The sequence below is a fragment of the Nonomuraea sp. NPDC003754 genome (assembly GCF_053605785.1).
The window spans coordinates 65,723-87,032 of the sequence record NZ_JBSGJX010000013.1; the positions used below are offsets into that span (position 1 = coordinate 65,723).

The window sequence follows — 21,310 nt, forward strand, 5'->3', positions numbered from 1 at the left end:
ATGCCATTCGCGGTAGCGCGCACGAGAGACGAGGCGCATCTCTACCTCGACCTGCACCCGTGCCAAAAGTGCGGTTCGGTCGAGACGACGTGGGCCACCAGCGTGGTGACCGTCGAGGGTGAGCTGGCCAGCCGCTACACGGGCACCTGCGAGGAGTGCGGCGCCGAACGGGAGTTCCTGTTCGGCCTGCCGCCACAGCCCGTGATGCCCGAGGGCTATCCCACCTTCGGCGGCCCCGAGCCCTCGCAGCTCCTCGACGCCGGCGAGTGGATGTGGGTGGCCGATCTGACGGCCGGCAACGTGCCCGTGGACGACCGGGCCGAGGCGCGCAGGACCCTGTCGATCGCCGCCGCGTCCGTCGCCGAGGTGCTGAAGTTCGTCGAGCCGGGGGCCGAGGAGGTGCCCGACTCGGCGTTCTGGTCCGAACGCGGCCTGAAGGTGCGCGCGGCCGAGCCCGGCAGGTTCACCGTCGACAGGTTGCAGGTCGTCAGAGACACCTACAGAGACCTGGTGAACGACTATGCCTGAGCTCGGCCTGGCCCGCTCGCTGGTGGAGGGCTACCTCTACCTCGATCTGGCGGCCCGGGAGGTCGGAGGGAACGCGGCGGAGCGGGCGACGCTGACCGAGGGCGAGGAGAGCTGGACCCTACGGCTCGACGGCGTCGAGGTGGAGGTGCCGTACCAAGGTGAGGCCACGGCCAGGCTCGACGAGCTGACCTTCGGCGAAGGGCGCTCCGAGCTGATCGACCCGGGTCAGTGGGTGTTCGTCGCCGGCACCTACGCGCGCCGTACCCTCAGCGAGAGTCTGTCGTTCACCGCGAACCCCGACGACGACGAACAGTTCGAGAACGTCGCCGCCGGTTGGCAGTTCGCGGCCGACGCGATCGCCGAGGCGCTGAAGTTCCTGCCGCCCGGGGCCGACACCGTACCCGCCGAGGCGTGCTGGACCCCCATGGGCAGGGCGCTGCACGAGGCGAACCCCGAGCGGTTCACCAGGCAGCAGCTGGAGAGCGACCTGCTCTTCTACCGGCAGAACCTGGAGGACTTCTGGCAGCTCCACCGGCCGGACGATGACGCCGCGTTCTAGGCGAAGCGGCTGACGACCTTGTCGAACACCGCGCGCTCCTCGGGCTTGGGCGCGTAGCAGACGATCTCGTCGAAGCCGATCGCCTGGTAGCGCTCCACCATCCTGGCGAAGGCGTCGGCGGAGGCCCACGGCGTGAGCGAGCCATACGCGAGCAGGATCCTGCGCACCTCCCCCGGCTGCCGGCCGCGCTCGCCGCAGAGCCGGTCAAGGGTGCGGCACCGCTTGACCGACGCCTCATGGAACTCCTCCTCGGCGGAGGCTCCGGTGAAGGTCACCCACGCGTCGGCGTGGTCGGCCACCACGGCGAGCCCCTTCGGGCCGTTGGCGGCGACGATGAGCGGGATGCGCGGCTGGACCGGCGCGGGCGACATCGCCGCGCCGGAGTAGGGGTAGTGCGGGCCCTCGTGGTCGCGGGTGTCGCCCGACAGCAGCCGGTCGACCACGCCGACGAACTCCCGCAGGCGCTCGGCCCGCTCCCCCGGGTTCCAGAACGGCACCCCGGCCATGGCGTGGTCGGCGGGCCACAGGCCGGAGCCGATGCCGAGCTCGAAGCGCCCGGCCGCCACGTGGTCGATGCTCACCGCCTGCTTGGCCAGCACGGTCGGCCGCCGGTAGGCCATGTTGGCGATCAGCAGGCCGACCCTGATCCGCGTCGTGGTGGCCGCCCACGCGGCGATGATCGTAGGCCCGTCGTGGACGGGTGTGGCGGCGTCGCGCGAGTTGAGCAGATTGTCGCCCGTCCACAGGCTGTGGAAGCCCGACTCCTCGGCGATCCGCGCCCATAGGCCGGCTTCCTGCCAGGTGCCCGGGTTGACCTTGAGACCGAAACGCATGGGCCCACTCCATCTCTTAGGGTGTCGTCGTCCGGATCATCGGGTTTCCACCGAACGAAGGATAGTAAGCGTGCGTTACCGAACCCTGGGCGGCACCGGCATGCAGGTGAGCGTCCACTGCCTCGGGACCATGATGTTCGGCGCGGTCGGCAATCCCGACCACGACGACTGCGCCCGCATCGTCCACGCCGCGCTCGACCAGGGCGTGAACTTCGTCGACACCGCGGACATGTACTCCGCGGGCGAGTCCGAGGTGATCGTGGGCAAGGCGCTCAAGGGCCGGCGCGACGACGTGGTGCTCGCCACCAAGGTGCACTTCCCGATGGGCGCGGGCCCCAACAGGGGCGGCAACTCCCGGCGCTGGATCGTCAAGGAGGTCGAGGAGAGCCTGCGCCGCCTGCGGACCGACTGGATCGACCTCTACCAGGTGCACCGGCCCGACCACACCACCGACGTCGAGGAGACGCTGTCCGCGCTGACCGACCTCGTCCGCCAGGGCAAGATCCGCGCGTTCGGCTGCTCGACGTTCCCCGCCGAGGAGATCGTCGAGGCGCATCACGTCTCCGAGCGCCGCGCCCTGCACCGCTTCAGGACCGAGCAGCCGCCGTACTCGCTGCTCGCCCGCGGGATCGAGGCGTCGGTGCTGCCCGTCTGCCTGCGGTACGGCATGGGCGTCCTCACCTGGAGCCCGCTCGCCTCCGGTTTCCTGTCGGGCGCCTACCGCAAGGGCAGGAGCGTCGACCTGACCACCGGGCGTCCCGCGCTCACGCCCGCCCGCTTCGACCCCTCCCTGCCGCAGAACGCCGCCAAGTACGAGGCGGTGGAGCGGCTGATCGAGGTCGCGTCGAGCGTCGGCTGCTCGCTTCCCGAGCTCGCCGTGGCGTTCACGGTGGCGCACCCCGCCGTCACCTCGGTGATCATCGGGCCGCGGACCGTCCGCCAGCTGGACGAGCTGCTGAAGGGGGCCTCGCTCGTCCTCGACGACGAGACCCTGGACCGGATCGACGAGATCGTGCCGCCGGGCACCAACCTCTACCAGCCCGACGGCGCCTGGCGGCCGGTCTCCCTGGCCGACGCCGCACGGCGCCGCCGGCCGCTCAGGGAGCGTGCCGCGGCCGAGTAGCCTCGACCGCGCGCGGCTTCGGCACGCCGACGAACAACGCCGCGACCATCACGGCCGGCAGGACGTCAGCCAGGAAGACCCACCTGGACGAGAACATCTCGGCGACGTAGCCGCCCCACACGGGCCCGCCGACGTAGCCCACGATGATCGCCGCCGACACGGCCACGACCAGGGGCCACACCCTGGCGCCCTGGAAGGCGGCGACCAGGAGCACGAACCCGGCCCTGATCGCCACCGCGGCGGCCAGCCCCTGGACGGCTCGCCCGCCCACCAGCGCGGTGGCCTCGGTCGCGAAGGACGCCACGATCGAGGCCACGCCGAACACCGCGACCGCGGAGAGGAACACGCTCCTGCGCGCCTTCAGCGGGATCAGCACCCCCACGAGAGCGAAAAGATAGGCATCCGCCGCCCACCCGGCGGCGGACGGGGTGATGCCGTAGGCGAAGGCGATCGGTTCATCGATCGCGTCCATGACGGTCGCGTTCACCGCGAAAAGGAGCACGGAGAGCGTGAAGGCAGCAAGTGTTAACCAACGTCTGATCATGGACAGACGATAGAAAAGGTAGCTTGACGATCACTTGCACCCCTGGTCAAGGTGCCGTGGCCCGCCACGGCACGGGGCTGGACAGCACCATCGAGCTGGACGGCGTGCCGTAGGCGGCGAGCCGGTCGATCAGCGACTCGAAGTCCTCCATCGTGGGCACCGCCACCCTCAGCACGCAGCACGCCCCGCCGGTCACCCGGTGCACCTCGAAGATGTCGGCCGAGTCGAGCGCCTCCGGGTGGCGCAGCACGCAGCCAGGCCCGTAGCAGGACATGGTGACCAGCGCGACCACGCTGCGCCCCGTCCGCCGGGGGTCGACGTAGGCGCGGTAGCCGCCGATGACGCCCGACTCCTCCAGCTTGCGCACGCGCTCGGCGACCGCGGGCGGCGACAGGTGCACGCGGCGGGACAGCTCGCTGAAGGACAGCCGCGCGTCGGCCTGCAGTTCACGCAGCAACAACCAGTCAAGGTCGTCCACTTTCACTTCCGAAGGTGAGAAGGGCGAATCCGCCATGGATGTGTGGGCAAACAGCCTAAGGACCGTTCGATCGGCATTCCAACCTCACGGTCGGCCGGGCAGGATGAGCCGCATGGAAGTCATGCCGATGACCGCTGTCCAACGGGACGAGAGAGCCGAGGCCAACGGCGGCGCTCCCACACTCGAGTTCGACCGTGGCGTGCCGTACGACCGGTATGTCCGCGCCAGCACGCTGCACACGCTGCAGCGGACGCTGAGCGACGACCCGGGCGAGATGTCCTTCCTGATGATCAGCCAGATCATGGAGCTCTACTTCGGGCTGATCCGCTACGAGCTGCGCGACGCGCAACGCCTGCTGCGCGACGACGACGTGTGGAACGCGCTCGCGCCGCTGCGCAGGGCCGCGCTGCACCTCGACGGGCTCAACGCGGCGTGGCGAGGGCTGCGCTGGATGACCCCCTCGGAGTTCAACCAGTTCCGCGACCTGCTGGGCGAGGGGTCGGGTTTCCAGTCGGCGATGTACCGGCACCTGGAGTTCACGCTGGGGCTCAAGACCGAGTCGGTGATCCGGCCGTTCCGGCGCCAGCCCGAGGTCCACGCCGAGCTGGTGGAAAGCCTGGAAGCGCCGTCGCTGTGGGACGAGGTGACCGCGCTGCTGGAGCGCCGCGGCCTGGTCACCGGCGGCGAGGGCGTGGTCGACGCCTGGGTGTCGATCTACGGCGACACCACGCCGGGCAACCACCTGCGCATGCTCGGCGAGGCGCTGGCGGACGTGGCCGAGGGCTTCGGCGACTGGCGGTACCAGCATCTGCAGGCCGTACGGCGCTCGATGGGGGCCAAGGCGGGAAGCGGCGGGTCGGCCGGACTGGTCTGGCTGGAGCGGAGCATGGCGCGCACGGTCTTCCCCGAGCTCTGGACCGCCCGCACCTTCATCTAGGCATCCAGACGCACGCCGCACGCCGCACGCCTGGCGGCCCGCCTCCGGATCTGGCGGCACGGGGCTCCGCGCAAGGGGACGGCCACCGCATGATCTCGGGTGATCATGCGGTGGCCGGCTCTCATGTGCCCTGGCCGGGCGAGAGCGTGACGGTTAGTTCGGCGGCGTCAGGTCCCAGAACGCCTCGCAGTTGTCCGGCCACGCCGGGGTGTCGTCGTCATCGTCACCGGGCTCGGGCCACACCGTGCAGACGGCGTGCGCGATCCTGCCGTCGGCGTTCCGCACGACGACGTCGAGGTCGGGACCGGTGTTCGCCAGGGAGACGCCGACGACGTTGCCGGGGTAGTTCTCCACCGTTGACAGGTCGTGCCAGGTGGGCGTGGTGCGCGGGTCACGGACCAGTGTCCTGCCGTCCGGGGTCACCGTCGCGACGAACTTGGCGCGCTTGACGAAGGCGGCAGCCACGCTGCTGCCTGGCCCGGCAGGACCCCTGTCGCCCTTGTCGCCCTTCGGGCCCCTGAGGCCCTGTGGCCCCCTGTCGCCCTTCGGACCCCTGGGCCCCTGCGGACCGCGGGCCCCGGCAGGGCATTTGCAGTGGCGATGACCGCGGTGACGGGAGCAGCAACGCCCGAACGTCTCCCAGGAGACGGTCGCCTGCACGGCTGCGGTCTGGGTTCCGGCGAGAACAGCGCTCGACGCACCCCACGCCTGAGCGGAGGGCAGGAGGAGGGCACCCATGGTGAGGGTGGCCAGCGTCAGCTTGCGAACACTTCCGCGCCATTGCGGAAGGCCGGTCTGTATCGTCATTTTTGTCCGTTTCGTGTCATCCAGGGCCTGCGAAGCAGCGAACTTCGTGACAGACCTGAGTAGCGGCGATCTACCCGGCACATGGACGGCTCAGGCGTGCCCGCTCCCCATATGACGTCCAAGACTCGATACTCAAAAAGAAAGACCGACATACCCCCGAAAACACGCTATTAGTCCCGCAGTCTCACTTTCTGGACTTATCCCTGCGACGGCTTGGGATACTTCGGGGGTTTCGCGTGGAGGATTCGCGCGGGAGCCCCTGGGGAAGCGGAGTTCTATCCACTCGAACGACTCCTTTGCCAAGGGAGATGGCGGAGTGTCCGTCCTGGCGACTATCGCCCGGTTCCCGGCAGGATTCCGCCGATTCCCTGCGCGCACAGGGTTTTTGCGAGACTCGCGCAGTCAACGCGACACCAGAAGGAGGTCAGCAGGCCGGCGACGCTCTCCTCTGTGACCCGCTTTCCGCTGCCCAAGAGAGGCCAAACAAACAACTGCCTTTTCTCGAAAGAAGGCAAGGAATGTTCCAGCCAAGTGCCCCTGAGGCTACCGAAAGAATACTGACCCTTGGTCCGCGGAGGACGAGACTCTGCTTGAAAGCCAGCATCGAATAGCCCATTATGATTGCCGAGCGCTTTGGTGCTCTGCCAGAAACAACTGACGGCAGCGGTAATCCGCAGGCCATCTCAACGGAGGACACAAACATGCTTCGTCGCATTCTCATTGGTGCCGCGATCGCCAGCACCGTCTTCGCCGGCTCGAGCGTCGCGCACGCCGACTACACCAAGCCGGAGAAGGACAAGGAGCTTGAGTGCTCGCAGGTCAACAACGCCACCGGCGGTCTCATCGGCGGCATCCTGGGCAACGTCCTGAACCTGAACAACACCCAGGTCGCCATCCTCGCGATCGCCGAGCAGGAGAACTGCGAGGACTAGTCCGGCGCTCGTTGGACGCGAGATTGTTCTGACACTATCCGTCCCATTGAAACGAATTGCACTCCCCCCTTATGACGCAGTTCTTTCGAGTGTCAGCTGTGCGGTCCGCTTCTCGGAGCGGGCCGCCCATCGCGCCCAGCAGGGCACGAGGCTGGTTCCGCCGTTTCCCGACGGCACACTCCTGGGCGGGCCCCAGGCAGTCCAGGAAGTCCAGGAATGGTGGACAACGCTCCGCAGCGATTCGCCATCACCTGAAAAGGTTGTCAGCGAGTCCGTCCCGCGTGGGTTCTCCGGTTATCTGGTCGCGACCTCAGACGTCGCCGGAGACCCCTCTGCGGGGCGGACCGCTCCCATGTTTCCCCGCCTGACCAGCGGCGCGTAGGTCACGAACCCCGCCCGGTCGCCGGCGCAAGCACGATCCTCTCCCCGTCGACGGCGATGCCCGCGTGCGCGTGGCCGGAATCCGCATGTCGCCGCGCCTTTTCCCGATCCGGGCCCGTCCGTTCCGCCACCGCCCCGCGAATACGGCATGCCCGGCATGAGCGGCACCGCATTCGTCGCCCGGTCGCCGGCTTCCCGCTCACCGGCTTCCCGCTCGCCGTATCCGCAGCCCAGGCAGCCGGAAAGCAGCAGGCCCGCGCCGCCACCCAGGTCCTGACCATTCGATCCACCTCGCGACGATTGCTCTCCCCAACCATCCACGCGACACTCGGTGCTTTTGTCGCCGGCCGGTGGAGAATTGTCGAAAGAATGCGGGTTCCTGTGCCGTCTTGACGCTTCCGGGAGGCGTGCTCGATCTTCCGCTGGGCGCGGGAAAGCGAATGGTTGACTCTTTCAGAGATACTTGTGGCGCGCCACGAATGACCGTGGAATCGAGCAGTGAGATAGGTTATTTTTTTCTTGTCCACCGAAGGGACGGCAGCCTTGCCCGTTCGGTTCTCAACGGGCAAGGCTCTGTCCGCTCCACGACCGTCCGGCGGACCGCTCTCCCCCCGGCGTCCCGGTCCTTGACCCTCCCCGCGATCAGTCGATCGAGGTGTCGCCCATCGACTCGAGCACCACGCGCAGCAGCCCGCACAGTTGCTCGCGCTGCTCGGGGGCGAGGGCGGCCAGCATCCGGGCCTCGTTGGCGACGTGCAGCCCGATCAGCTCGTCGACGAGCGCGTACCCGCGAGGGGTCAGCCTGATCCGCACCGACCTGCGGTCGTCGCTGTCGCGGATGCGCTCGACGAGCCCCTTGGCCTCCATCTTGTCGATCCTGTTGGTGATCGCTCCCGAGGTGACCATCGCCGCCTTGAGCAGCGCTCCCGCCGTCAGCTCGTACGGCGGGCCGGAGCGCCGCAGTGTGGCCAGCACGTCGAACTCGAAGTTCTCGAGCCCGTGCTCGGCGAAGAACTCCTTGAGCCCGTGACCGAGGAGCCTGGACAGCCGCGAGATCCTTCCGACGACGCCCATGGGCCAGACGTCGAGGTCAGGCCGCTCCCTGCCCCACTGCGCGATCACCGCGTCCACTGCGTCACTCATGCCCTGTCCTCTCAACGGAAATAATCTCAACGTTCATAGACTTGACGTTCACACACGCAGCTGATGTTATCTCAACGTTGAGATTATCAATGAGAGGTGATGGACGTGTCCACGATCCAAGCAGTCCCGATCGCACGGCGGGGGTTGTCGAGCGATCTGGCGCTGGCCGCCCTGGCCCCGGTGAGCTGGGGCACCACGTACGTCGTCACGGCGACGCTGCTGCCGCCTGACCGGCCGATGCTCGCCGCGACGCTGCGGGCGCTGCCCGCGGGGCTGGTCCTGCTGGCCGCCACCCGCCGCCTGCCGAGCGGATCGTGGTGGTGGAAGGCCGCGGTGCTCGGCATGCTCAACTTCGGCGCGTTCTTCCCGCTGTTGTTCTTCGCCGCCTACCGGCTGCCGGGCGGGGTGGCGGCCACGATCGGCTCGGTCCAGCCGCTGGTCGTGGCGCTGTTGTCGGTGGTGATCCTGCGGGCGCGGCCGGCCCGCGCCGTGCTGTACGCCGCTCTGGCGGGCACCGGCGGCGTGGCCCTGCTGACCCTGACCGCCGAGGCCCGCCTCGACCCGCTCGGCATCGGCGCGATGCTGGTGGCCACCTCCCTCATGGGTGCCGCCATCGTCCTGACCAAGAAGTGGGGTCAGCCGGAGTCGCCTCTGGTCATGAGCGGCTGGCAGCTCAGCATCGGCGGGCTGGTCCTGGCCCCCCTGACGTTGGTGACCGAGGGCCTGCCCCCTGCGATCACCGGCCAGAACCTGCTCGGCTTCGCCTACCTGGGCATCATCGGCACCGCCGTCGCCTACGCCCTGTGGTTCCGCGGCATCGACCGCCTCGCGCCCACGTCCGTCTCCCTGCTCGGTCTCACCAACCCGCTGGTCGCCACGCTCGCGGGCCTGCTGGTGCTCGGGCAGACCCTCACCGGCTGGCAGATCGCCGGCTTCGGCATCGCGCTCGGCGCGCTCGTGGCCGGCCAGACCTTGAACAGGAAGGCGTCATGACCGCGACCCGTGACGGGGTGGCCCCCGAAGCCGAAAGCCCCGTGATCGTCACCGGTCCCTCCGCCGACCGCGTATCGCTGAAGACCTGGCTCGCCGTCGCGGCCGTCGGGCTGGGGACCTTCTCCGTCGTCACCATCGAGCAGCTCCCGGTGGGCCTGCTCACCTCCATCGGCGGCGACCTCGGCGTCTCCGAGGGTACGGCCGGCCTCATGGTCACCGTGCCCGGTCTGGTCGCCTCGGCCACCGCGCCCCTTCTCCCGGTGGCGATCCGCCGGCTCGACCGCCGCGTGGTGCTCATCGGCCTGCTCGGCCTCATGGTCCTGGCCAACGCGCTGTCCGCGCTGGCCCCGAACTTCGCCGTCCTGCTCGCCTCGCGCTTCCTCGTCGGGATCAGCATCGGCGGCTTCTGGGCGCTGGCCGCCGGCATCGCCGTACGCCTGGTGCCCGACCGCTTCGTGCCGCGCGCGACCTCGCTCGCCTTCGGCGGGGCGACGGCCGCCAACGTGCTCGGCGTGCCCGCCGGCACCCTGATCGGCGGCCTCACCGACTGGCGCGTGGCGTTCGCGGCCGTGGGCGCGCTGGGGCTGGTCGTGGTGACGGGCCTCTGGCTGCTCGTGCCCCGGCTGCCCGCCACCGAGCCCGTACGGCTGCGCGCGCTCCCCCAGCAGTTCCGCAACCCCGTGGTCAGGACCGCGGTCGTCTCGACCTTCCTCCTGGTGAGCGGGCACTTCGCCGCCTTCACCTTCGTGAGCCCCATCCTGCGCGACATCGCAGGCGTCAGCGAGAGCCTGGTCAGCCCGCTGCTGCTCGCCTTCGGCGTGGCCGGGGTGCTCGGCACGTTCGTCGTGGGCGCCGGCGCCACCCGCGACGTCAGGAAGACCGTCATCGCGCTCGGCGCCGCGCTCGCGGCGATCCTGGCGCTCTTCCCCCTCCTCGGGAGCAGCCCGCTGAGCGGGTCGGCCCTGCTCATCCTGTGGGGCCTCGTTTACGGCGGGGTGCCCGTGGCCGTCCAGACGTGGATCTTCAAGGGCGCGCCCGACGCCGCGGAGGCGGCCACCGCGCTGAACACCTCGGTGTTCAACCTGGCCATCGCGCTGGGCGCGCTGCTCGGCGGCGTGGTCGTGGACGCGGTCGCCGTCACCGGCGTCCTGTGGTTCGGCGCGCTCCTCATGCTTCTCACGTCATTGGCGGTGTGGCGGACCAGGAGCGGGGAAGGGCGAAGGAATGGCTGACCGAGAGATCGTGGTGCTGGGGGCGACGGGCTCCACCGGACGCAGGGTCGCGGCGCTGCTCCGCGACGCGGGCCACCCCGTGCGGGCGGCCTCCCGGCACGGCGAGGTTCGCTTCGACTGGTCCGACGAACGTACGTGGCGGCCCGCCGTGGCCGGCGCCACGGCGATGTACCTCATGGCGCCGCACGAGCTGCCGGTCGACCCCGCTTTCGTGGCGACGGCCGTCGAGGCGGGCGTCGGCCGGATCGTGCTGCTGTCCAGCGGCGGCATCGAGGCGATGGGCGACGAGCGGCTCATGGCCGCCGAGCGGACCGTACGCGGCTCCGGCGCCGAGTGGACGATCTTGCGGCCCTCGTGGTTCGACCAGAACTTCGACGAGGGCGTCATGCGGGAGGCGGTGCTCGCGGGCGAGCTGGCGCTGCCGCTGGGCGACCTGCGGCAGGCCTTCGTCGACGCCGGCGACATCGCGGCCGTCGCGACCGCCGCCCTGGTCGAGGACGGCCACGCCGGGCGGGCCTACGAGGTGACGGGGCCGCGTGCGCTGTCGTTCCCCGAGGCGTTGCGGATCATCGGGTCGGCCGCCGGACGGCGGATCGGGTACGTCGGCACGGCCGAGGGGTACCTGGCGGTCATGACGGCGGCCGGCCTGCCGCGCGAGCGGGTCGAGGCGGAGATCGAGGCGTTCGCCGGGCTGCGCGCGCTCGGCGACCAGGTGCCGACCGACGTGGTCGAGCGCGTCACGGGCCGCCCGCCGACGTCCTTCGAGAGCTTCGCCGCCAGGGCGTCGTGGAACTGATCCCGGCCTGAGCCGTTCGCCCTCGTTCGCCGGAGACGGCGAAGGGGGCCCGTGGCGTCCCACGGCCCCCTCTTCCCCTCGCTGGATCAGCCGCGCCCGGCGAAGAAGGCCCGGACGTCAGCCGCCAGCACCTCGGGCACCTCGTGCGCGGCGTAGTGGCCGCCCACGTCGTAGGTGTTCCACTGCTCGATGGTCTTGTGGTCGCGCTCGGCGAAGCGGCGGATCGACTGGAAGTCGTTGGCGAACCCCGCCAGGCCGATCGGGACCGTGGTCGGCTCCGTGGGGTGCTCGGCCTTGGCGTCCTCGTAGTAGAAGCGGATGGACGAGCTCGCGGTGCCGTAGAACCAGTGGATCGCGATGTTCGTCAGCGTGAAGTCGCGGTCCAGGTGACCGCCGATCAGCTGGCCCATCCAGCCGAGCAGACCGGCGGGCGAGTCGGCGATCGCGTGCGCGAGGGTCTGCGGCGACTGCGACTGGAGCTGGTTGAAGGCGCCCATGTTCTCCCAGAACCACTGCAGGTGCTGGAGCGCCGCCTGCTCGTCGTCGGTCAGGTCCTGCAGCTCGGCGGGGTCGCCGCTGGGGAAGGAGAAGATCTGCGTGACGTGGACGGCGACCACGCGGTCGGGGGCGAGCCTGCCCACCTCGGGCGAGACGAGCGAGCCGCCGTCGTTGCCGACCACGCCGTAGCGCTCGTAGCCCAGCCTGGCCATCAGCTCGACCCACGCCTTGGCGGTCCGGTACCTGTTCCAGCCCTTCTCGGCGGTCGGCCCCGAGAGGCCGAAACCCGGCAGCGACGGGATGACCAGGTGGAAGTCACGCGAGAGGTCCTCGATCACGTCGAGGTACTCGACGACCGTGCCGGGCCAGCCGTGCGTGAGGATCAGCGGGAGCGCGTCCTGCTTGGCCGAGCGGACGTGGACGAAGTGGATGTTCTGGCCGTCGATCTCGGTGGTGAACTGCGGGTGGGAGTTCAGCCGCGCCTCCCAGGCACGCCAGTCGTAGCCGCTGCGCCAGTAGTCGACCATGTCCCTGACCCACTCGACGCTCACGCCGTACTCCGAGCCGGATCCGGAGATCTGGTCGGCGAAGCGGGTCAGGGCGAGCCGCGCGTGGAGGTCGTCCAGGTCGGCCTGCGGAACCTCGACGCGGAAGGGGCGGATCTCGGTCATGGCACTCTCCTCCAGAACGGAACGGCTTGTTCTGTTCCAACAATAGCAGAATGAAGTCTTCCGTTCCACACTTTCTCTCATCGGGGAGAACTGACACTCCGGGTCCCTGCCCACCGGGACCACCAGGGGGAAGTACCATCAGCGAATGATCGAAAATACCGAAACCGTGCCTGGCTGGCTTGCTCCGGACGAGCTCGAGCTGATGCGGGGACGGATGCCGATCCTCTACGTCGACGCCGTCCCGGTACGCGTCGACGACACCGGCGTGGTCACCCACGTGGGCCTGCTGCTGCGCATCACCGCCGACGGCGAGGTCACCAGGGCGCTGGTCTCCGGGCGGGTGCTGCACCACGAGCGGATCCGCGACGCGCTGCTGCGCCACCTGGAAAAAGACCTCGGGCCCGTGGCGCTGCCGCAGCTCCCGCCGTCGCCGCAGCCGTTCACGGTGGCCGAGTATTTCCCGACGCCGGGCGTCACGCCGTACCACGACCCGCGCCAGCACGCGGTGTCGCTGGCCTACATCGTCCCCGTCGTCGGGGACTGCAGGCCCCGGCAGGACGCGCTCGACCTGGTGTGGTTCACTCCCGAGGAGGCGGCCTCGCCGATGGTCCAGCAGGAGATGATCGGCGGGCACGGCGTGCTGCTGAGGCAGGCGCTCGCGTTCGTCGGCCGCCTGCCCTGACCGCAGTGGTCGAGCCCGCACGAGGCGATCGGTAGGGCAGGGCCCACTTCGCGGGCGGGCAACGACACCGCCCGGTCTGGCACGCCCGGATCACGGGGCGCCGGAGGCGGGGCTCAGCGCGGCACGTGCGGTGCGCGAGGCCGCGTGACGGCCGCGTAGCGGCGCAACCAGGCCGCGGCCTCCGCCAGGTCGGCGGAGGCCGCGACGCAGGCGGCGAGGTGAGCGGCCACCGAGTGGCGCAGCCACGGTGGCGCGGCTCCCGCCTCCTCCAGTTTCGCCTCGATCTCCCGCAACCGTTCGGCGCACTCGGCGAGCGCACGGGCGTCGGTCTGCAGGACCATCGCGTGTGCCGCGATCACTTCGGTTGCCGCCGGCATCGAGCTCCTCAAGATCAGCTGGTCAGAACGGGGACGGCCGCGTCCACGATCGTCTGGCGGTCGGCGGACGTCAGGCACAGCAGGGGACGGGCGCCGTCGAGACCGAGCCTGCGGAGCGCGTCGGCCAGCGGATGCGCCCGCGGCGCGACGGCCAGCCGCAGCCGGGGCACGGGATGCGCCCTGCCCCTGCCTCGGGTGCGCGCGCAGGAGCGCAGCACGGTGCCGCCATCGCGCGCGTAACCGACCAGGTCGCGATCGCCGAGCGGCAGCCAGGGGCCGAGCGCTCCGCGCAGGGAGAGCAGCCCGCCCGCCGAGACGCTCACGGCCCTGCCCGTCAGCCAGAACGCCAGCGGCAGCTCGTACGGCCGGCGGCCCCACACCCGGGTGGCCACGTCGGAGACGTCCGCGCGGTCGACCGCCGAGGCCACCGTGAACCACCCCGAACGCCTGCGGTCCGCGGCGCGCAGCAGGTCGTGCCAGCCGTGCCGCCACGGGTCGGGCACCACGATCCCGAGATGGAGCTCACGGTAGGCGCCCACGCTGGTCCGCCGGTTCCACGCGACGTGCAGCGCGACGAGCGCCCGCCCGCCGAACCCCGCCGCCGGGCCGAGCCCGCTCCCCCGCAACAGCTCCGCCGCCGCCACCGCGTCGGCGGCGAAGTACGCGGTGCACGCGCTGCCCTCCAGGCACCTGACGGGCAGCTCGGCCGTACCCTCACCGCGGGTCGGCACGGTCAGGAACGGAAAGCCCTCGGGGTACGGCTCGCGGTCGAACAACTGGTAGGCCTGCGAGCGCACCACCCTTCCCCGGTACGGCGTGAGCCGCTCGTCGATCACCTTCCTGGCCTCGGGCAGGTCATCGGCGAGGTTGGCGATGTAGCGCTCGATGCTGTGGCACTGCGGGAACAGGTGGGTGGGGTCGGCGTAGTCGACCACGTACCAGCCGGGATGCAGGTCGAAGCAGGTGCCCGCGCCCTGGCCGTCGAGGGTTGGGATGATGTCGTGCTGGTTGGTGACGCTGGCCACCCAGGTACGCGGGTCGGCCGGACGTTTGAAGTCGACGGGCGCACCGACCGCGATGGCGTGGGTGACGGTGTGGCGGGCGCAGAAGCCGGAGTTCTGGGCGAGGTTCATGATCGCGGCGCCGCCGGCGCTGTGGCCGATCAGCGCCACCTGCGCGCCCTCGGGCAGGCCGTAGTCGGCGACGGCCTTGGCCAGGGCACGGCTGTAGGGGCTGCTGTCCAGCACCGCGCTGCTGAAGGCGCCGAGAAGGTCCTGGGGCGAGTCGTTGTCGGGGACGCCCGCCCGCATGCCCGGCGCGAGGATCACATGGCGCGTCACTCCGTCGGGGCCCTCGACGCTCTGGATCAGCGCCTTGCCCTTCGTGCCCAGCGCGCTGATGTTGCCGAGGAAGGCGAGCAGCGATCCGTGGTCGTGCAGCGGCACGCCGGCCTCGACGCGGCGGGCGGCGCCCTCCCCCGTGTCGAGCACGGCGACCGCCCGGTTGCTCATACCGGTGATCGGGTCGGCGGTGGCATAACCCCTGCCGGTCGCGATCAGCCATGCGGCGGCGTCGTTGAGCGGGTTCTCGTCGAGGAGGGCGCGCAGCGCGAGCACCTCGCCGAAGGCGGGGGCCAGCGCGCTGAGCGTGCGGGCGGCGCCCCTGTCCTTGAGCAGGGCACGCAGCGCGCGGACCGCCTCCAGGTCGCGGTCGTCCGCCGCGGCGGCGATGAGCCTGCCGAGCATGGGGTCGGTGGTCAGCTCGGGATGGTCGAGGGCGACGGCGGCGATCCGCAGGCGCAGGGAGGTGGCCAGCACCCGGACGGCGAGGCTCTCGCCGCCCGCCATCGCTCCGGCCTTCGCGGCGAGGGTCGCGAGCGGGCCTCCGGTGACGGCGCAGCCGAGCCCCGCGGGGTTGGTGACCGTTCTGAGGAGGGCGTGCTGGGTCAGGCAGCCCACGACGGGGGCGCGGGGGATCGCGGCGAGGATGCTGCGGTCGGTGAGCGCGGCGGTGGCGTGGGCCGCCGCCTCGCGGATGAGGATTCCCAGGTCGACGAGGCCGCACGCGGCATCCCTGAGCGCACCGGCAGGCAACTCCTCCACGGAGAGGGCGCCCTCCACCCCTCGGCCGTCGCCCGGCGCGCGAGCGAGGGTCTCCCCCTCCGACCCTCGGCCTTCTCCCGATGCGGGAGCGGGCGTCTCCCCCTCCGGCCCTCGGCCTACCCCCGGTGCGGGAGCGGGGGTCTCCCCGCCGGGGAGAGAGCCCCGTGCCGGAACGGGTCTGTCTTCCGGGGCGCGCCGCGGCCCTTGGAGATCCCCCGGTGCCGGGTGGCGGGGGCGGGGCGGGCGGTGGAGCGGGTCCGGGGCGGGCCGGTCGCCGGGAGGCGGGGTGGAGCCGGTCATGGGCGGTCCAGGCGGGTCATGCTGACGTAGCGGGGCCGCGGGTCCTCCGGGGTGTTCCTGCGGACCACGTCCGCCAGGCACCGGGTGCCCGCGATGATCCGCATGCCCTGGGGCGAGAACGTCGCCGGGGTGAACACCCGGGGCGCCAGCAGCGGGTTCGTCAGCGCCTGGGAGAAGGCGTCGATCGCGATGATCTTCGTCAGCAACGGCGGCAGTATCGCCTCGGGCGAGCCCGGCTCCTCGGCGAACAGCCCGACGTACAGGTCGAGGTCGTCGACCCCCCCGTACAGCGACCGCAGCGCGTCGGCGACCTTCGGGTCGCCCGTCACCTGCTCGAAGCGCCGCACCCGGGGGAAGCGGCAGTGCTCCCGGTAGCTGTTGTACGGCGCCAGGCCGAGCGAGCGCGAGTCGGCGATGCTGGCGATGTCCACCTCCCGCAGGAGCGGGTCGGTGTTGAACAGGCTGATCCGGCCCGCCCGCTGCCGGGAGGCGTCCTCGAAGAGCCTGCCGAGCCCCATCTGGGGGATCAGCGGTCCGCCGAGCAGGGTCTCGGCCATCGGCAGCTCGCGCCCGCCCACCGACAGCGTGGACGGGATCAGGCTGTGCCAGCGGTAGACCAGGTTGAACTCCACCGAGGCCCAGTTCTCGCGGTGCCACGGGACGCGGGCGAGACGGGCCGACAGCCGCGGGTCGAGGGTGAACCGGAAGTGGTAGGGCGTGATGTGGTTGATGTACTCCTCGACCACCAGCTTGATCAGCATCACGATGAGGATGTTGCGCGTGGTCTGGAACAGCCTCTCGTCGTCCCATCGCGGGTAGTGCTCGGCCAGCAGGGCGGCCACCCGGTTGTGCTCGCGCAGGAACAGCACGGTGAGCATGGTGAAGCCGAGCTGGATGTTGCCGCGGTCGCTGCCGGTGGCGAACAGGGTGTCGCGCTGGGAGTCGGTGAGCTCGTCGAAGCGGGTCACGCTGAGCGGCGCGAACTCCGGCTTGATCTTGCCGTTCTCGCAGAGACGGGGCGGGAACTCGCCGCCGTCGATGAGCCGGCTCTTCAGCCGGCCGCCGGTGAACGTGCGCAGGGCGGCCGTCGCCGCCCCGTGCAGGCCGTAGAGCTGGTTGAGGTCGATGTGGTGGTTGGAGGTGTTCTTGCGGGGGTCTCGGGGCGTGGCGGTGTCGCCGCGCAGGAAGCCGTCGGTGAACCACTGGGCGAAGTAGGCGAACAGCACCGTCGAGCGGGGGCAGGGGATCATCTCGGCGTCCCTGGTGAACAGGTCGGCCGCGCGTTCGGGGGTGGGCCTGCCCTCGGCCCCCTCGACGGGGGGCAGGTGCCGGCCGCTGTAGGAGCGGTCGGTCAGTGAGGCCCACGAGGTGTAGTCGGCCATGGTACTGAGCGGTTCGGGCCGCGGCGGCATCTCGCGGACGGCGTGGTCGATCAGCGTGGCGTTGACGCGCCGCCGTACGGGCTGGACGGCCTGCACGATGTCCCAGAGCGGCCGCGCGCTGGTCAGGGCGAGGAACCTGAGCCGGTTGACGGCTCCGTCGGTGGCGATGGTCCGGGCGGTCATCAGGACTCCAGGGCGAGGACGAACCGGTCGGGGAAGATCCCGTTCGAGCGGGAGACGCCCTCGATCACCTGCACGCCGGGCCGCCGCAGCAGCCGCCGTACGGCCTCGCAGATGACCACCCTGGCCGGATGCACGCCCAGGCACGCGTGGTGCCCGTGGCCGAAGAAGAGCTGGTGCCGGCCCGGCCGGTCGAGCCGGAAGGACTCGGGCTCGGCCAGCACGTCGCCGTCGAACATCGCGGAGGCGACGGCGGCCAGCACGAAGGTGCCGGCCGGGATCGGTGTCCCGGAAAGTTCGTGGTCGCGCTCGCAGATCCTGGGAAGCAGCTTGAAGAAGGGGTTGAACCGCAACGCCTCCCACACGTAGCGGTCGAAGTCGTCGTCGCACGCGGCCGCGGCCAGCACGTCGGGGCGCAGCAGCAACTGCTCCGTCGCCTCGACCATCGCGCCGGGAGCGCTCTCCAGGAACCCGAGCGCCAGCCCCGCCATGTTGATCACGAGCCGTTCGTCGTCGAAATCGGTGGCCGCGAGCCTGCCGAACACGTCGCCGGACGGCCCCGCCCCCGACCGCCGCACGGCGAGTCGCTCGCGCAGGTAGGCCATCATCTGCCTGCCCGCCTCGACGGAGGCGGCCTGGACGGCGGGATCGCCGAGGTAGTTGGCGAAGCAGTCGGTGATGATGGTCCGCGACCACCGCGACAGGGTCTGCGGGTCGGGGCCGGGGAACCCGAAGTACTCCGCGCACACGCCGAGCGCGACCGGCCTGAACAGGTCGTGCACCACGTCGATCTTCCCGTACGGCGCCGCCGCGTCGAGCGCCTCGTCGGCCAGGCGGCCCGCCAGCGCCCGCACCTCGACGACGTCGTCGGGGTCGAGCACGTACCGCATCAGCCCCTTGTCCCGCCAGTTCATCGCCGTGGCGTCCCTGGCGAGCATGAACGCGCCGCCGAGGGCGGCGTCGAGCCGCGGCCCGAACGAGCGGACGCTGAACACCTCCTCGTCGGAGAGCACCTCGGTGACGTCGGCGAAGCGGGTCACGACCGTGAAGACGGGGGTCACGAAGACCGGGCGCCGGCTCCTCAGCTCGGCGTACAGCTCCCGCCACTCGGTTCGCATCCACTCACGGACCAGGCCGAACGCGGCCATCGGATCGCGAGCCAGCACGTCGTCGTACCTGTCCAGATGGCCCATGACGCTATGTAGCCACATCGTGACGGCCGATCCCGATGGCTACCCTGTGGAGTGTTTTGGCTCTCCTGGGTAACTGATCCGTCACTCAAAGGCAACTGCCGTGACCTTCGGGCCCGATCCTATGAATGAGGGCGTGAATCCGGAGACCGTCGCGGTCGGCAGCGGCCGCCGCACCGCCTATCTGGTCGTCCTCGTGATCCTTCCCCTGTCGCTCGTGGCGCTCGCCGTGCCGGCGGCGTGGGGCTGGGGCATCGGGCCGCGCGACGTGGTCATCGCGGTGGCGATGTACTTGGTCAGCATCTTCGGGATCGCGATCGGCTACCACCGGCTCTTCACCCACCGGGCGTTCCGGTGCGCCAGGCCGTTGCGGATCGCGCTCATGCTGGCCGGGGGGATGGCCGTCGAGGGTCCTGTCACGCTGTGGTCGGCCGAGCACCGGCGCCACCACAAGTACGCCGACAGGGAGGGCGACCCGCACTCCCCCTGGCGCTACGGCGACAGCGGCCTGGCGCTGCTGCGCGGCATGGCGCACGCGCACGTCGGCTGGTTCTACACCGCCCGGCGCCGCTCGAACCGCCGGCACTGGGTGCCCGACCTGCTGGCCGACCCCGACGTGCGGCGGTTCGACGCCTGGTATCCCGCGGTGGCCGTGCTGTCGTTCGCGCTGCCGGCGGTGGTGGGCGGGCTGTGGTCGATGTCGTGGACGGGCGCGTGGACGGCGCTGTTCTGGGGCGGGCTGGTGCGCTACGCGGTCGTCCACCACGTGACCTGGTCGGTCAACTCGATCGCCCACACCTTCGGCTCCCGCCCGTTCGCCACACGGGACCGCTCGTCGAACGTGCCGTGGGTGGCGTGGCTGACCCTCGGCGAGGGCTGGCACAACTGGCACCACATGGAGCCGACGTGCGCCAGGCACGGAGTGCTCCCCGGCCAGCTCGACCCGAGCGCCCGGCTGATCCGCTGGTTCGAGCTGGCGGGCTGGGCCCACGGCGTGCACTGGCCCGACCCCGCCCGGCTGGCGCGCGCCTCCCGCGCCCCCTAGAACCCCCGATCCCGCCCGGCTGCCGCAGCGCCTTCCGCGCCCCTCTAGAACCTCCGATCCCGCCCGGCCGGCGCGGCGCCTTCCGCGCCCCCTAGAACCTCCGCAGCAGCGCCGCGGCGGTCGCGAAGTCGGCGACGACGTCGGCGGCGGGGCGCCGCTCCCGCACGAGGCCCACCGCCTCGCTCGCGTAGACGACGGCGACGTCGTAGTCGCCGGCGGCACGGGCGGCCGCCACAGCGGCGTGGGCCTCCTCGTCGGCCGCCAGCGCCTCCTCCTTGCCCTCCCACTGGTCGAAGAAGGCGTTGCGCAGCCCGCGCCCGCCGTACTCGGGGGGCCAGCCGAGCCGCTGGGCCACGTCGAAGACCCGCCCGTAGACGGTGTCGGTCTCCGCCGCGGCGAGGATCCTGCGCAGCGCGGGCGCCGAGACCATGGTCTCGCTGCAGGCCAGGAACGCGGTGCCGACCCAGGCCCCCTCGGCCCCCGCGGCGAGCACGGCCGCCAGCCCGCGCGCGCCGGCGATGCCACCGGCGGCCAGCACGGGGATGCCGACCGCGTCGAGGACGCCCTGCAGCAGGGGCAGCGTGGCGACGTCGTTGCGGCCGTGGCCGCCGCCCTCCCCGCCGCGGGCCACGACCGCGTCGACTCCGGCCGCCTCGGCCTCCCTCGCCTCCCGGGTCGTGCCCGCCTGCGTGACCACGGTGATACCGGCCCGCCTGAACGGCTCGACGTAGCCGGCGTAGGGCCCGAAGCTGACCGACACCAGCGCGGGCCTGGCGGCCAGGACGGCGTCGATCTGGCCGGGGTTGCCGGGCAGCGTCCATGCCATGAGGCCGATGCCGTACGGCCGGCCGCTCTCCGCCGCGACGGCGGCCTCGTCGGCGATCCACTGGGCCGACGCGGTGGCCGGCACGCCGATCATGCCGAGCGCGCCCGCGGCCGAGATCGCCGCGGCGAGGCGGCCCGCGCCCACGCCCGCCATGGGGGCGCCGACCAGAGGAACGGAGAGACCGAAACGGTCAGTGAGCCAGGTACGTGTCATGCCGGCAGTCTTACCCCGTTGACGTGCGGAGATCCGCGATGGTGTCGTCGGCCCACGCGATCGTCGTCCGGATGTGCCGCAGCCCGTGGTCGAGCGCGTAACGTCCGTAACCCCGCTCCGCCCCGGGTCTGGCGTGCAACGCCTCCAGCAGGCGCAGCTTCTCGACGTACCGCTCCCGCAGCCGTTCGAGCGCGGCCACCGCCTCCTCCGGATCTATCACCGGCAGCAGGAAGGCCTGCAGCGCGCCTTCGCTCCTGACGGTCAGGCTCGGCGTCTGCTCCACGACCCACGCGCGCAGGTGCTCGGTGCCCTTGGGGGTGATCGTGTAGGTCTTGCGGCCCCTGGCCCCCTCCGCGTCGACGGTGACGAGCTCGTCGGCCGCCATCTTCACCAGCTCCGGATAGATCTGGCTGTGGCTGGCCTGCCAGACGTAGTTGAGCGAGGCCTCGAACGATTTGGCCAGGTCGTAGCCGCTGGACGGGCCCGATGCCGTCAGCAGGCCGAGCAGCGCGATCCGTAGGGACATGACCACGATGATACCTCAGCTTTGACATGTAA

Annotated in this window: 22 protein-coding genes; 10 read left to right on the forward strand and 12 right to left on the reverse strand. The window is 71.0% G+C overall.

Going from position 1 to position 21,310, the window contains the following annotated elements:
- Positions 1-528 carry a hypothetical protein gene (locus tag ACWEVS_RS18155; protein ID WP_452413567.1) on the forward strand — a complete coding sequence of 176 codons (528 nt, stop codon included), beginning with the start codon at positions 1-3 and terminating at the stop codon, positions 526-528.
- Positions 521-1,087 (forward strand): hypothetical protein, encoded by a 567-nt coding sequence (locus ACWEVS_RS18160; protein ID WP_452552432.1) that lies wholly within the window; start codon positions 521-523, stop codon positions 1,085-1,087. The genes ACWEVS_RS18155 and ACWEVS_RS18160 overlap by 8 nt, the downstream gene beginning before the upstream one ends.
- On the opposite strand, the gene ACWEVS_RS18165 is transcribed toward ACWEVS_RS18160, so the two are convergent.
- On the reverse strand, positions 1,084-1,920 hold the full coding sequence (locus tag ACWEVS_RS18165) for an LLM class flavin-dependent oxidoreductase (RefSeq protein WP_452552434.1): 837 nt from the start codon (positions 1,918-1,920) through the stop codon (positions 1,084-1,086). The genes ACWEVS_RS18160 and ACWEVS_RS18165 overlap by 4 nt on opposite strands.
- Before the next feature lie 70 nt (positions 1,921-1,990).
- Here ACWEVS_RS18165 and ACWEVS_RS18170 point away from each other — a divergent pair, with 70 nt between their 5' ends.
- Positions 1,991-3,043, forward strand: a complete 1,053-nt coding sequence (locus ACWEVS_RS18170; protein ID WP_452552435.1) for an aldo/keto reductase — start codon at positions 1,991-1,993, stop codon at positions 3,041-3,043.
- Here the strand turns inward: ACWEVS_RS18170 and ACWEVS_RS18175 are convergent.
- Both ACWEVS_RS18175 and ACWEVS_RS18180 read right to left on the reverse strand, forming a co-directional pair.
- Positions 3,018-3,587 (reverse strand): MFS transporter, encoded by a 570-nt coding sequence (locus ACWEVS_RS18175; RefSeq protein WP_452552437.1) that lies wholly within the window; start codon positions 3,585-3,587, stop codon positions 3,018-3,020. The genes ACWEVS_RS18170 and ACWEVS_RS18175 overlap by 26 nt on opposite strands.
- A 46-nt stretch (positions 3,588-3,633) precedes the next feature.
- Positions 3,634-4,065 (reverse strand): Lrp/AsnC family transcriptional regulator, encoded by a 432-nt coding sequence (locus ACWEVS_RS18180; protein WP_354915941.1) that lies wholly within the window; start codon positions 4,063-4,065, stop codon positions 3,634-3,636.
- Positions 4,066-4,177: 112 nt separating this feature from the next.
- On the opposite strand from ACWEVS_RS18180, the gene ACWEVS_RS18185 reads away from it, so the two are divergent.
- The gene (locus ACWEVS_RS18185; RefSeq protein WP_449921887.1) at positions 4,178-5,002 is read left to right on the forward strand and encodes a tryptophan 2,3-dioxygenase; all 825 of its coding nucleotides are present in this window, start codon (positions 4,178-4,180) and stop codon (positions 5,000-5,002) included.
- Positions 5,003-5,155: 153 nt separating this feature from the next.
- Here the strand turns inward: ACWEVS_RS18185 and ACWEVS_RS18190 are convergent, their stop codons facing one another.
- Positions 5,156-5,467: a hypothetical protein gene (locus ACWEVS_RS18190; RefSeq protein ID WP_449921888.1), complete on the reverse strand. Its 312-nt coding sequence runs from the start codon at positions 5,465-5,467 to the stop codon at positions 5,156-5,158.
- Between the two features lie 1,043 nt (positions 5,468-6,510).
- Here ACWEVS_RS18190 and ACWEVS_RS18195 point away from each other — a divergent pair.
- Positions 6,511-6,741, forward strand: coding sequence for a hypothetical protein (locus tag ACWEVS_RS18195; RefSeq protein ID WP_354915620.1), 231 nt, complete (start codon positions 6,511-6,513; stop codon positions 6,739-6,741).
- Between the two features lie 1,023 nt (positions 6,742-7,764).
- Here ACWEVS_RS18195 and ACWEVS_RS18200 read toward each other — a convergent pair.
- Positions 7,765-8,265, reverse strand: coding sequence for a MarR family winged helix-turn-helix transcriptional regulator (locus ACWEVS_RS18200; protein WP_354915617.1), 501 nt, complete (start codon positions 8,263-8,265; stop codon positions 7,765-7,767).
- A gap of 99 nt (positions 8,266-8,364) precedes the next feature.
- Between ACWEVS_RS18200 and ACWEVS_RS18205 the strand changes: the two genes are divergently transcribed.
- The 3 genes from ACWEVS_RS18205 to ACWEVS_RS18215 are packed head-to-tail and all read left to right on the forward strand — an operon-like array spanning position 8,365 to position 11,286.
- Positions 8,365-9,258: an EamA family transporter gene (locus tag ACWEVS_RS18205; protein ID WP_449921892.1), complete on the forward strand. Its 894-nt coding sequence runs from the start codon at positions 8,365-8,367 to the stop codon at positions 9,256-9,258.
- Positions 9,255-10,490: an MFS transporter gene (locus ACWEVS_RS18210; RefSeq protein WP_452552439.1), complete on the forward strand. Its 1,236-nt coding sequence runs from the start codon at positions 9,255-9,257 to the stop codon at positions 10,488-10,490. The genes ACWEVS_RS18205 and ACWEVS_RS18210 overlap by 4 nt, the downstream gene beginning before the upstream one ends.
- Positions 10,483-11,286, forward strand: coding sequence for an NAD(P)H-binding protein (locus tag ACWEVS_RS18215; RefSeq protein WP_452552440.1), 804 nt, complete (start codon positions 10,483-10,485; stop codon positions 11,284-11,286). Before ACWEVS_RS18210 ends, ACWEVS_RS18215 begins: the two co-directional genes overlap by 8 nt.
- An 86-nt stretch (positions 11,287-11,372) precedes the next feature.
- Here ACWEVS_RS18215 and ACWEVS_RS18220 read toward each other — a convergent pair whose 3' ends face one another.
- Positions 11,373-12,455 carry an epoxide hydrolase family protein gene (locus tag ACWEVS_RS18220; protein WP_452552441.1) on the reverse strand — a complete coding sequence of 361 codons (1,083 nt, stop codon included), beginning with the start codon at positions 12,453-12,455 and terminating at the stop codon, positions 11,373-11,375.
- A 145-nt stretch (positions 12,456-12,600) separates the two neighbouring features.
- Between ACWEVS_RS18220 and ACWEVS_RS18225 the strand changes: the two genes are divergently transcribed.
- The gene (locus tag ACWEVS_RS18225) at positions 12,601-13,137 is read left to right on the forward strand and encodes an NUDIX hydrolase family protein (protein ID WP_354915602.1); all 537 of its coding nucleotides are present in this window, start codon (positions 12,601-12,603) and stop codon (positions 13,135-13,137) included.
- Between the two features lie 113 nt (positions 13,138-13,250).
- On the opposite strand, the gene ACWEVS_RS18230 is transcribed toward ACWEVS_RS18225, so the two are convergent.
- The 4 genes from ACWEVS_RS18230 to ACWEVS_RS18245 all read right to left on the reverse strand — a co-directional run bounded on the left by ACWEVS_RS18230 (position 13,251) and on the right by ACWEVS_RS18245 (position 18,671).
- Complete coding sequence (locus tag ACWEVS_RS18230) at positions 13,251-13,514, reverse strand: hypothetical protein (RefSeq protein WP_354915599.1); 264 nt, start codon at positions 13,512-13,514, stop codon at positions 13,251-13,253.
- Between the two features lie 14 nt (positions 13,515-13,528).
- Complete coding sequence (locus tag ACWEVS_RS18235) at positions 13,529-15,616, reverse strand: hypothetical protein (protein WP_452552443.1); 2,088 nt, start codon at positions 15,614-15,616, stop codon at positions 13,529-13,531.
- 296 nt (positions 15,617-15,912) lie between these two features.
- Positions 15,913-17,481 (reverse strand): peroxidase family protein, encoded by a 1,569-nt coding sequence (locus ACWEVS_RS18240; protein WP_452552445.1) that lies wholly within the window; start codon positions 17,479-17,481, stop codon positions 15,913-15,915.
- A complete protein-coding gene (locus tag ACWEVS_RS18245) occupies positions 17,481-18,671 on the reverse strand; it encodes a cytochrome P450 (RefSeq protein WP_452413552.1) in 1,191 nt (396 codons plus the stop codon). The genes ACWEVS_RS18240 and ACWEVS_RS18245 overlap by 1 nt, the downstream gene beginning before the upstream one ends.
- Before the next feature lie 133 nt (positions 18,672-18,804).
- Between ACWEVS_RS18245 and ACWEVS_RS18250 the strand changes: the two genes are divergently transcribed.
- Positions 18,805-19,713 (forward strand): acyl-CoA desaturase, encoded by a 909-nt coding sequence (locus ACWEVS_RS18250; RefSeq protein ID WP_452552447.1) that lies wholly within the window; start codon positions 18,805-18,807, stop codon positions 19,711-19,713.
- 91 nt (positions 19,714-19,804) lie between these two features.
- Here the strand turns inward: ACWEVS_RS18250 and ACWEVS_RS18255 are convergent, their stop codons facing one another.
- Positions 19,805-20,752 (reverse strand): NAD(P)H-dependent flavin oxidoreductase, encoded by a 948-nt coding sequence (locus ACWEVS_RS18255; protein ID WP_452552449.1) that lies wholly within the window; start codon positions 20,750-20,752, stop codon positions 19,805-19,807.
- 10 nt (positions 20,753-20,762) lie between these two features.
- On the reverse strand, positions 20,763-21,278 hold the full coding sequence (locus ACWEVS_RS18260) for a PadR family transcriptional regulator (RefSeq protein ID WP_452552451.1): 516 nt from the start codon (positions 21,276-21,278) through the stop codon (positions 20,763-20,765).
- Between the last annotated feature and the right edge of the window lie 32 nt (positions 21,279-21,310).

What these genes read in the sequence shown, in the direction of transcription:
- ACWEVS_RS18175 (WP_452552437.1), bottom strand. Translation starts at nt 3,587, where the DNA reads ATGATCAGACGTTGGTTAACACTTGCTGCCTTCACGCTCTCCGTGCTC.
- ACWEVS_RS18200 (WP_354915617.1), bottom strand. Translation starts at nt 8,265, where the DNA reads ATGAGTGACGCAGTGGACGCGGTGATCGCGCAGTGGGGCAGGGAGCGG.
- ACWEVS_RS18160 (WP_452552432.1), top strand. Translation starts at nt 521, where the DNA reads ATGCCTGAGCTCGGCCTGGCCCGCTCGCTGGTGGAGGGCTACCTCTAC.
- ACWEVS_RS18240 (WP_452552445.1), bottom strand. Translation starts at nt 17,481, where the DNA reads ATGACCGCCCGGACCATCGCCACCGACGGAGCCGTCAACCGGCTCAGG.
- ACWEVS_RS18245 (WP_452413552.1), bottom strand. Translation starts at nt 18,671, where the DNA reads ATGGGCCATCTGGACAGGTACGACGACGTGCTGGCTCGCGATCCGATG.
- ACWEVS_RS18225 (WP_354915602.1), top strand. Translation starts at nt 12,601, where the DNA reads ATGATCGAAAATACCGAAACCGTGCCTGGCTGGCTTGCTCCGGACGAG.
- ACWEVS_RS18255 (WP_452552449.1), bottom strand. Translation starts at nt 20,752, where the DNA reads ATGACACGTACCTGGCTCACTGACCGTTTCGGTCTCTCCGTTCCTCTG.
- ACWEVS_RS18230 (WP_354915599.1), bottom strand. Translation starts at nt 13,514, where the DNA reads ATGCCGGCGGCAACCGAAGTGATCGCGGCACACGCGATGGTCCTGCAG.
- ACWEVS_RS18185 (WP_449921887.1), top strand. Translation starts at nt 4,178, where the DNA reads ATGGAAGTCATGCCGATGACCGCTGTCCAACGGGACGAGAGAGCCGAG.
- ACWEVS_RS18195 (WP_354915620.1), top strand. Translation starts at nt 6,511, where the DNA reads ATGCTTCGTCGCATTCTCATTGGTGCCGCGATCGCCAGCACCGTCTTC.
- ACWEVS_RS18260 (WP_452552451.1), bottom strand. Translation starts at nt 21,278, where the DNA reads ATGTCCCTACGGATCGCGCTGCTCGGCCTGCTGACGGCATCGGGCCCG.
- ACWEVS_RS18205 (WP_449921892.1), top strand. Translation starts at nt 8,365, where the DNA reads ATGGACGTGTCCACGATCCAAGCAGTCCCGATCGCACGGCGGGGGTTG.
- ACWEVS_RS18210 (WP_452552439.1), top strand. Translation starts at nt 9,255, where the DNA reads ATGACCGCGACCCGTGACGGGGTGGCCCCCGAAGCCGAAAGCCCCGTG.
- ACWEVS_RS18215 (WP_452552440.1), top strand. Translation starts at nt 10,483, where the DNA reads ATGGCTGACCGAGAGATCGTGGTGCTGGGGGCGACGGGCTCCACCGGA.
- ACWEVS_RS18165 (WP_452552434.1), bottom strand. Translation starts at nt 1,920, where the DNA reads ATGCGTTTCGGTCTCAAGGTCAACCCGGGCACCTGGCAGGAAGCCGGC.
- ACWEVS_RS18220 (WP_452552441.1), bottom strand. Translation starts at nt 12,455, where the DNA reads ATGACCGAGATCCGCCCCTTCCGCGTCGAGGTTCCGCAGGCCGACCTG.
- ACWEVS_RS18155 (WP_452413567.1), top strand. Translation starts at nt 1, where the DNA reads ATGCCATTCGCGGTAGCGCGCACGAGAGACGAGGCGCATCTCTACCTC.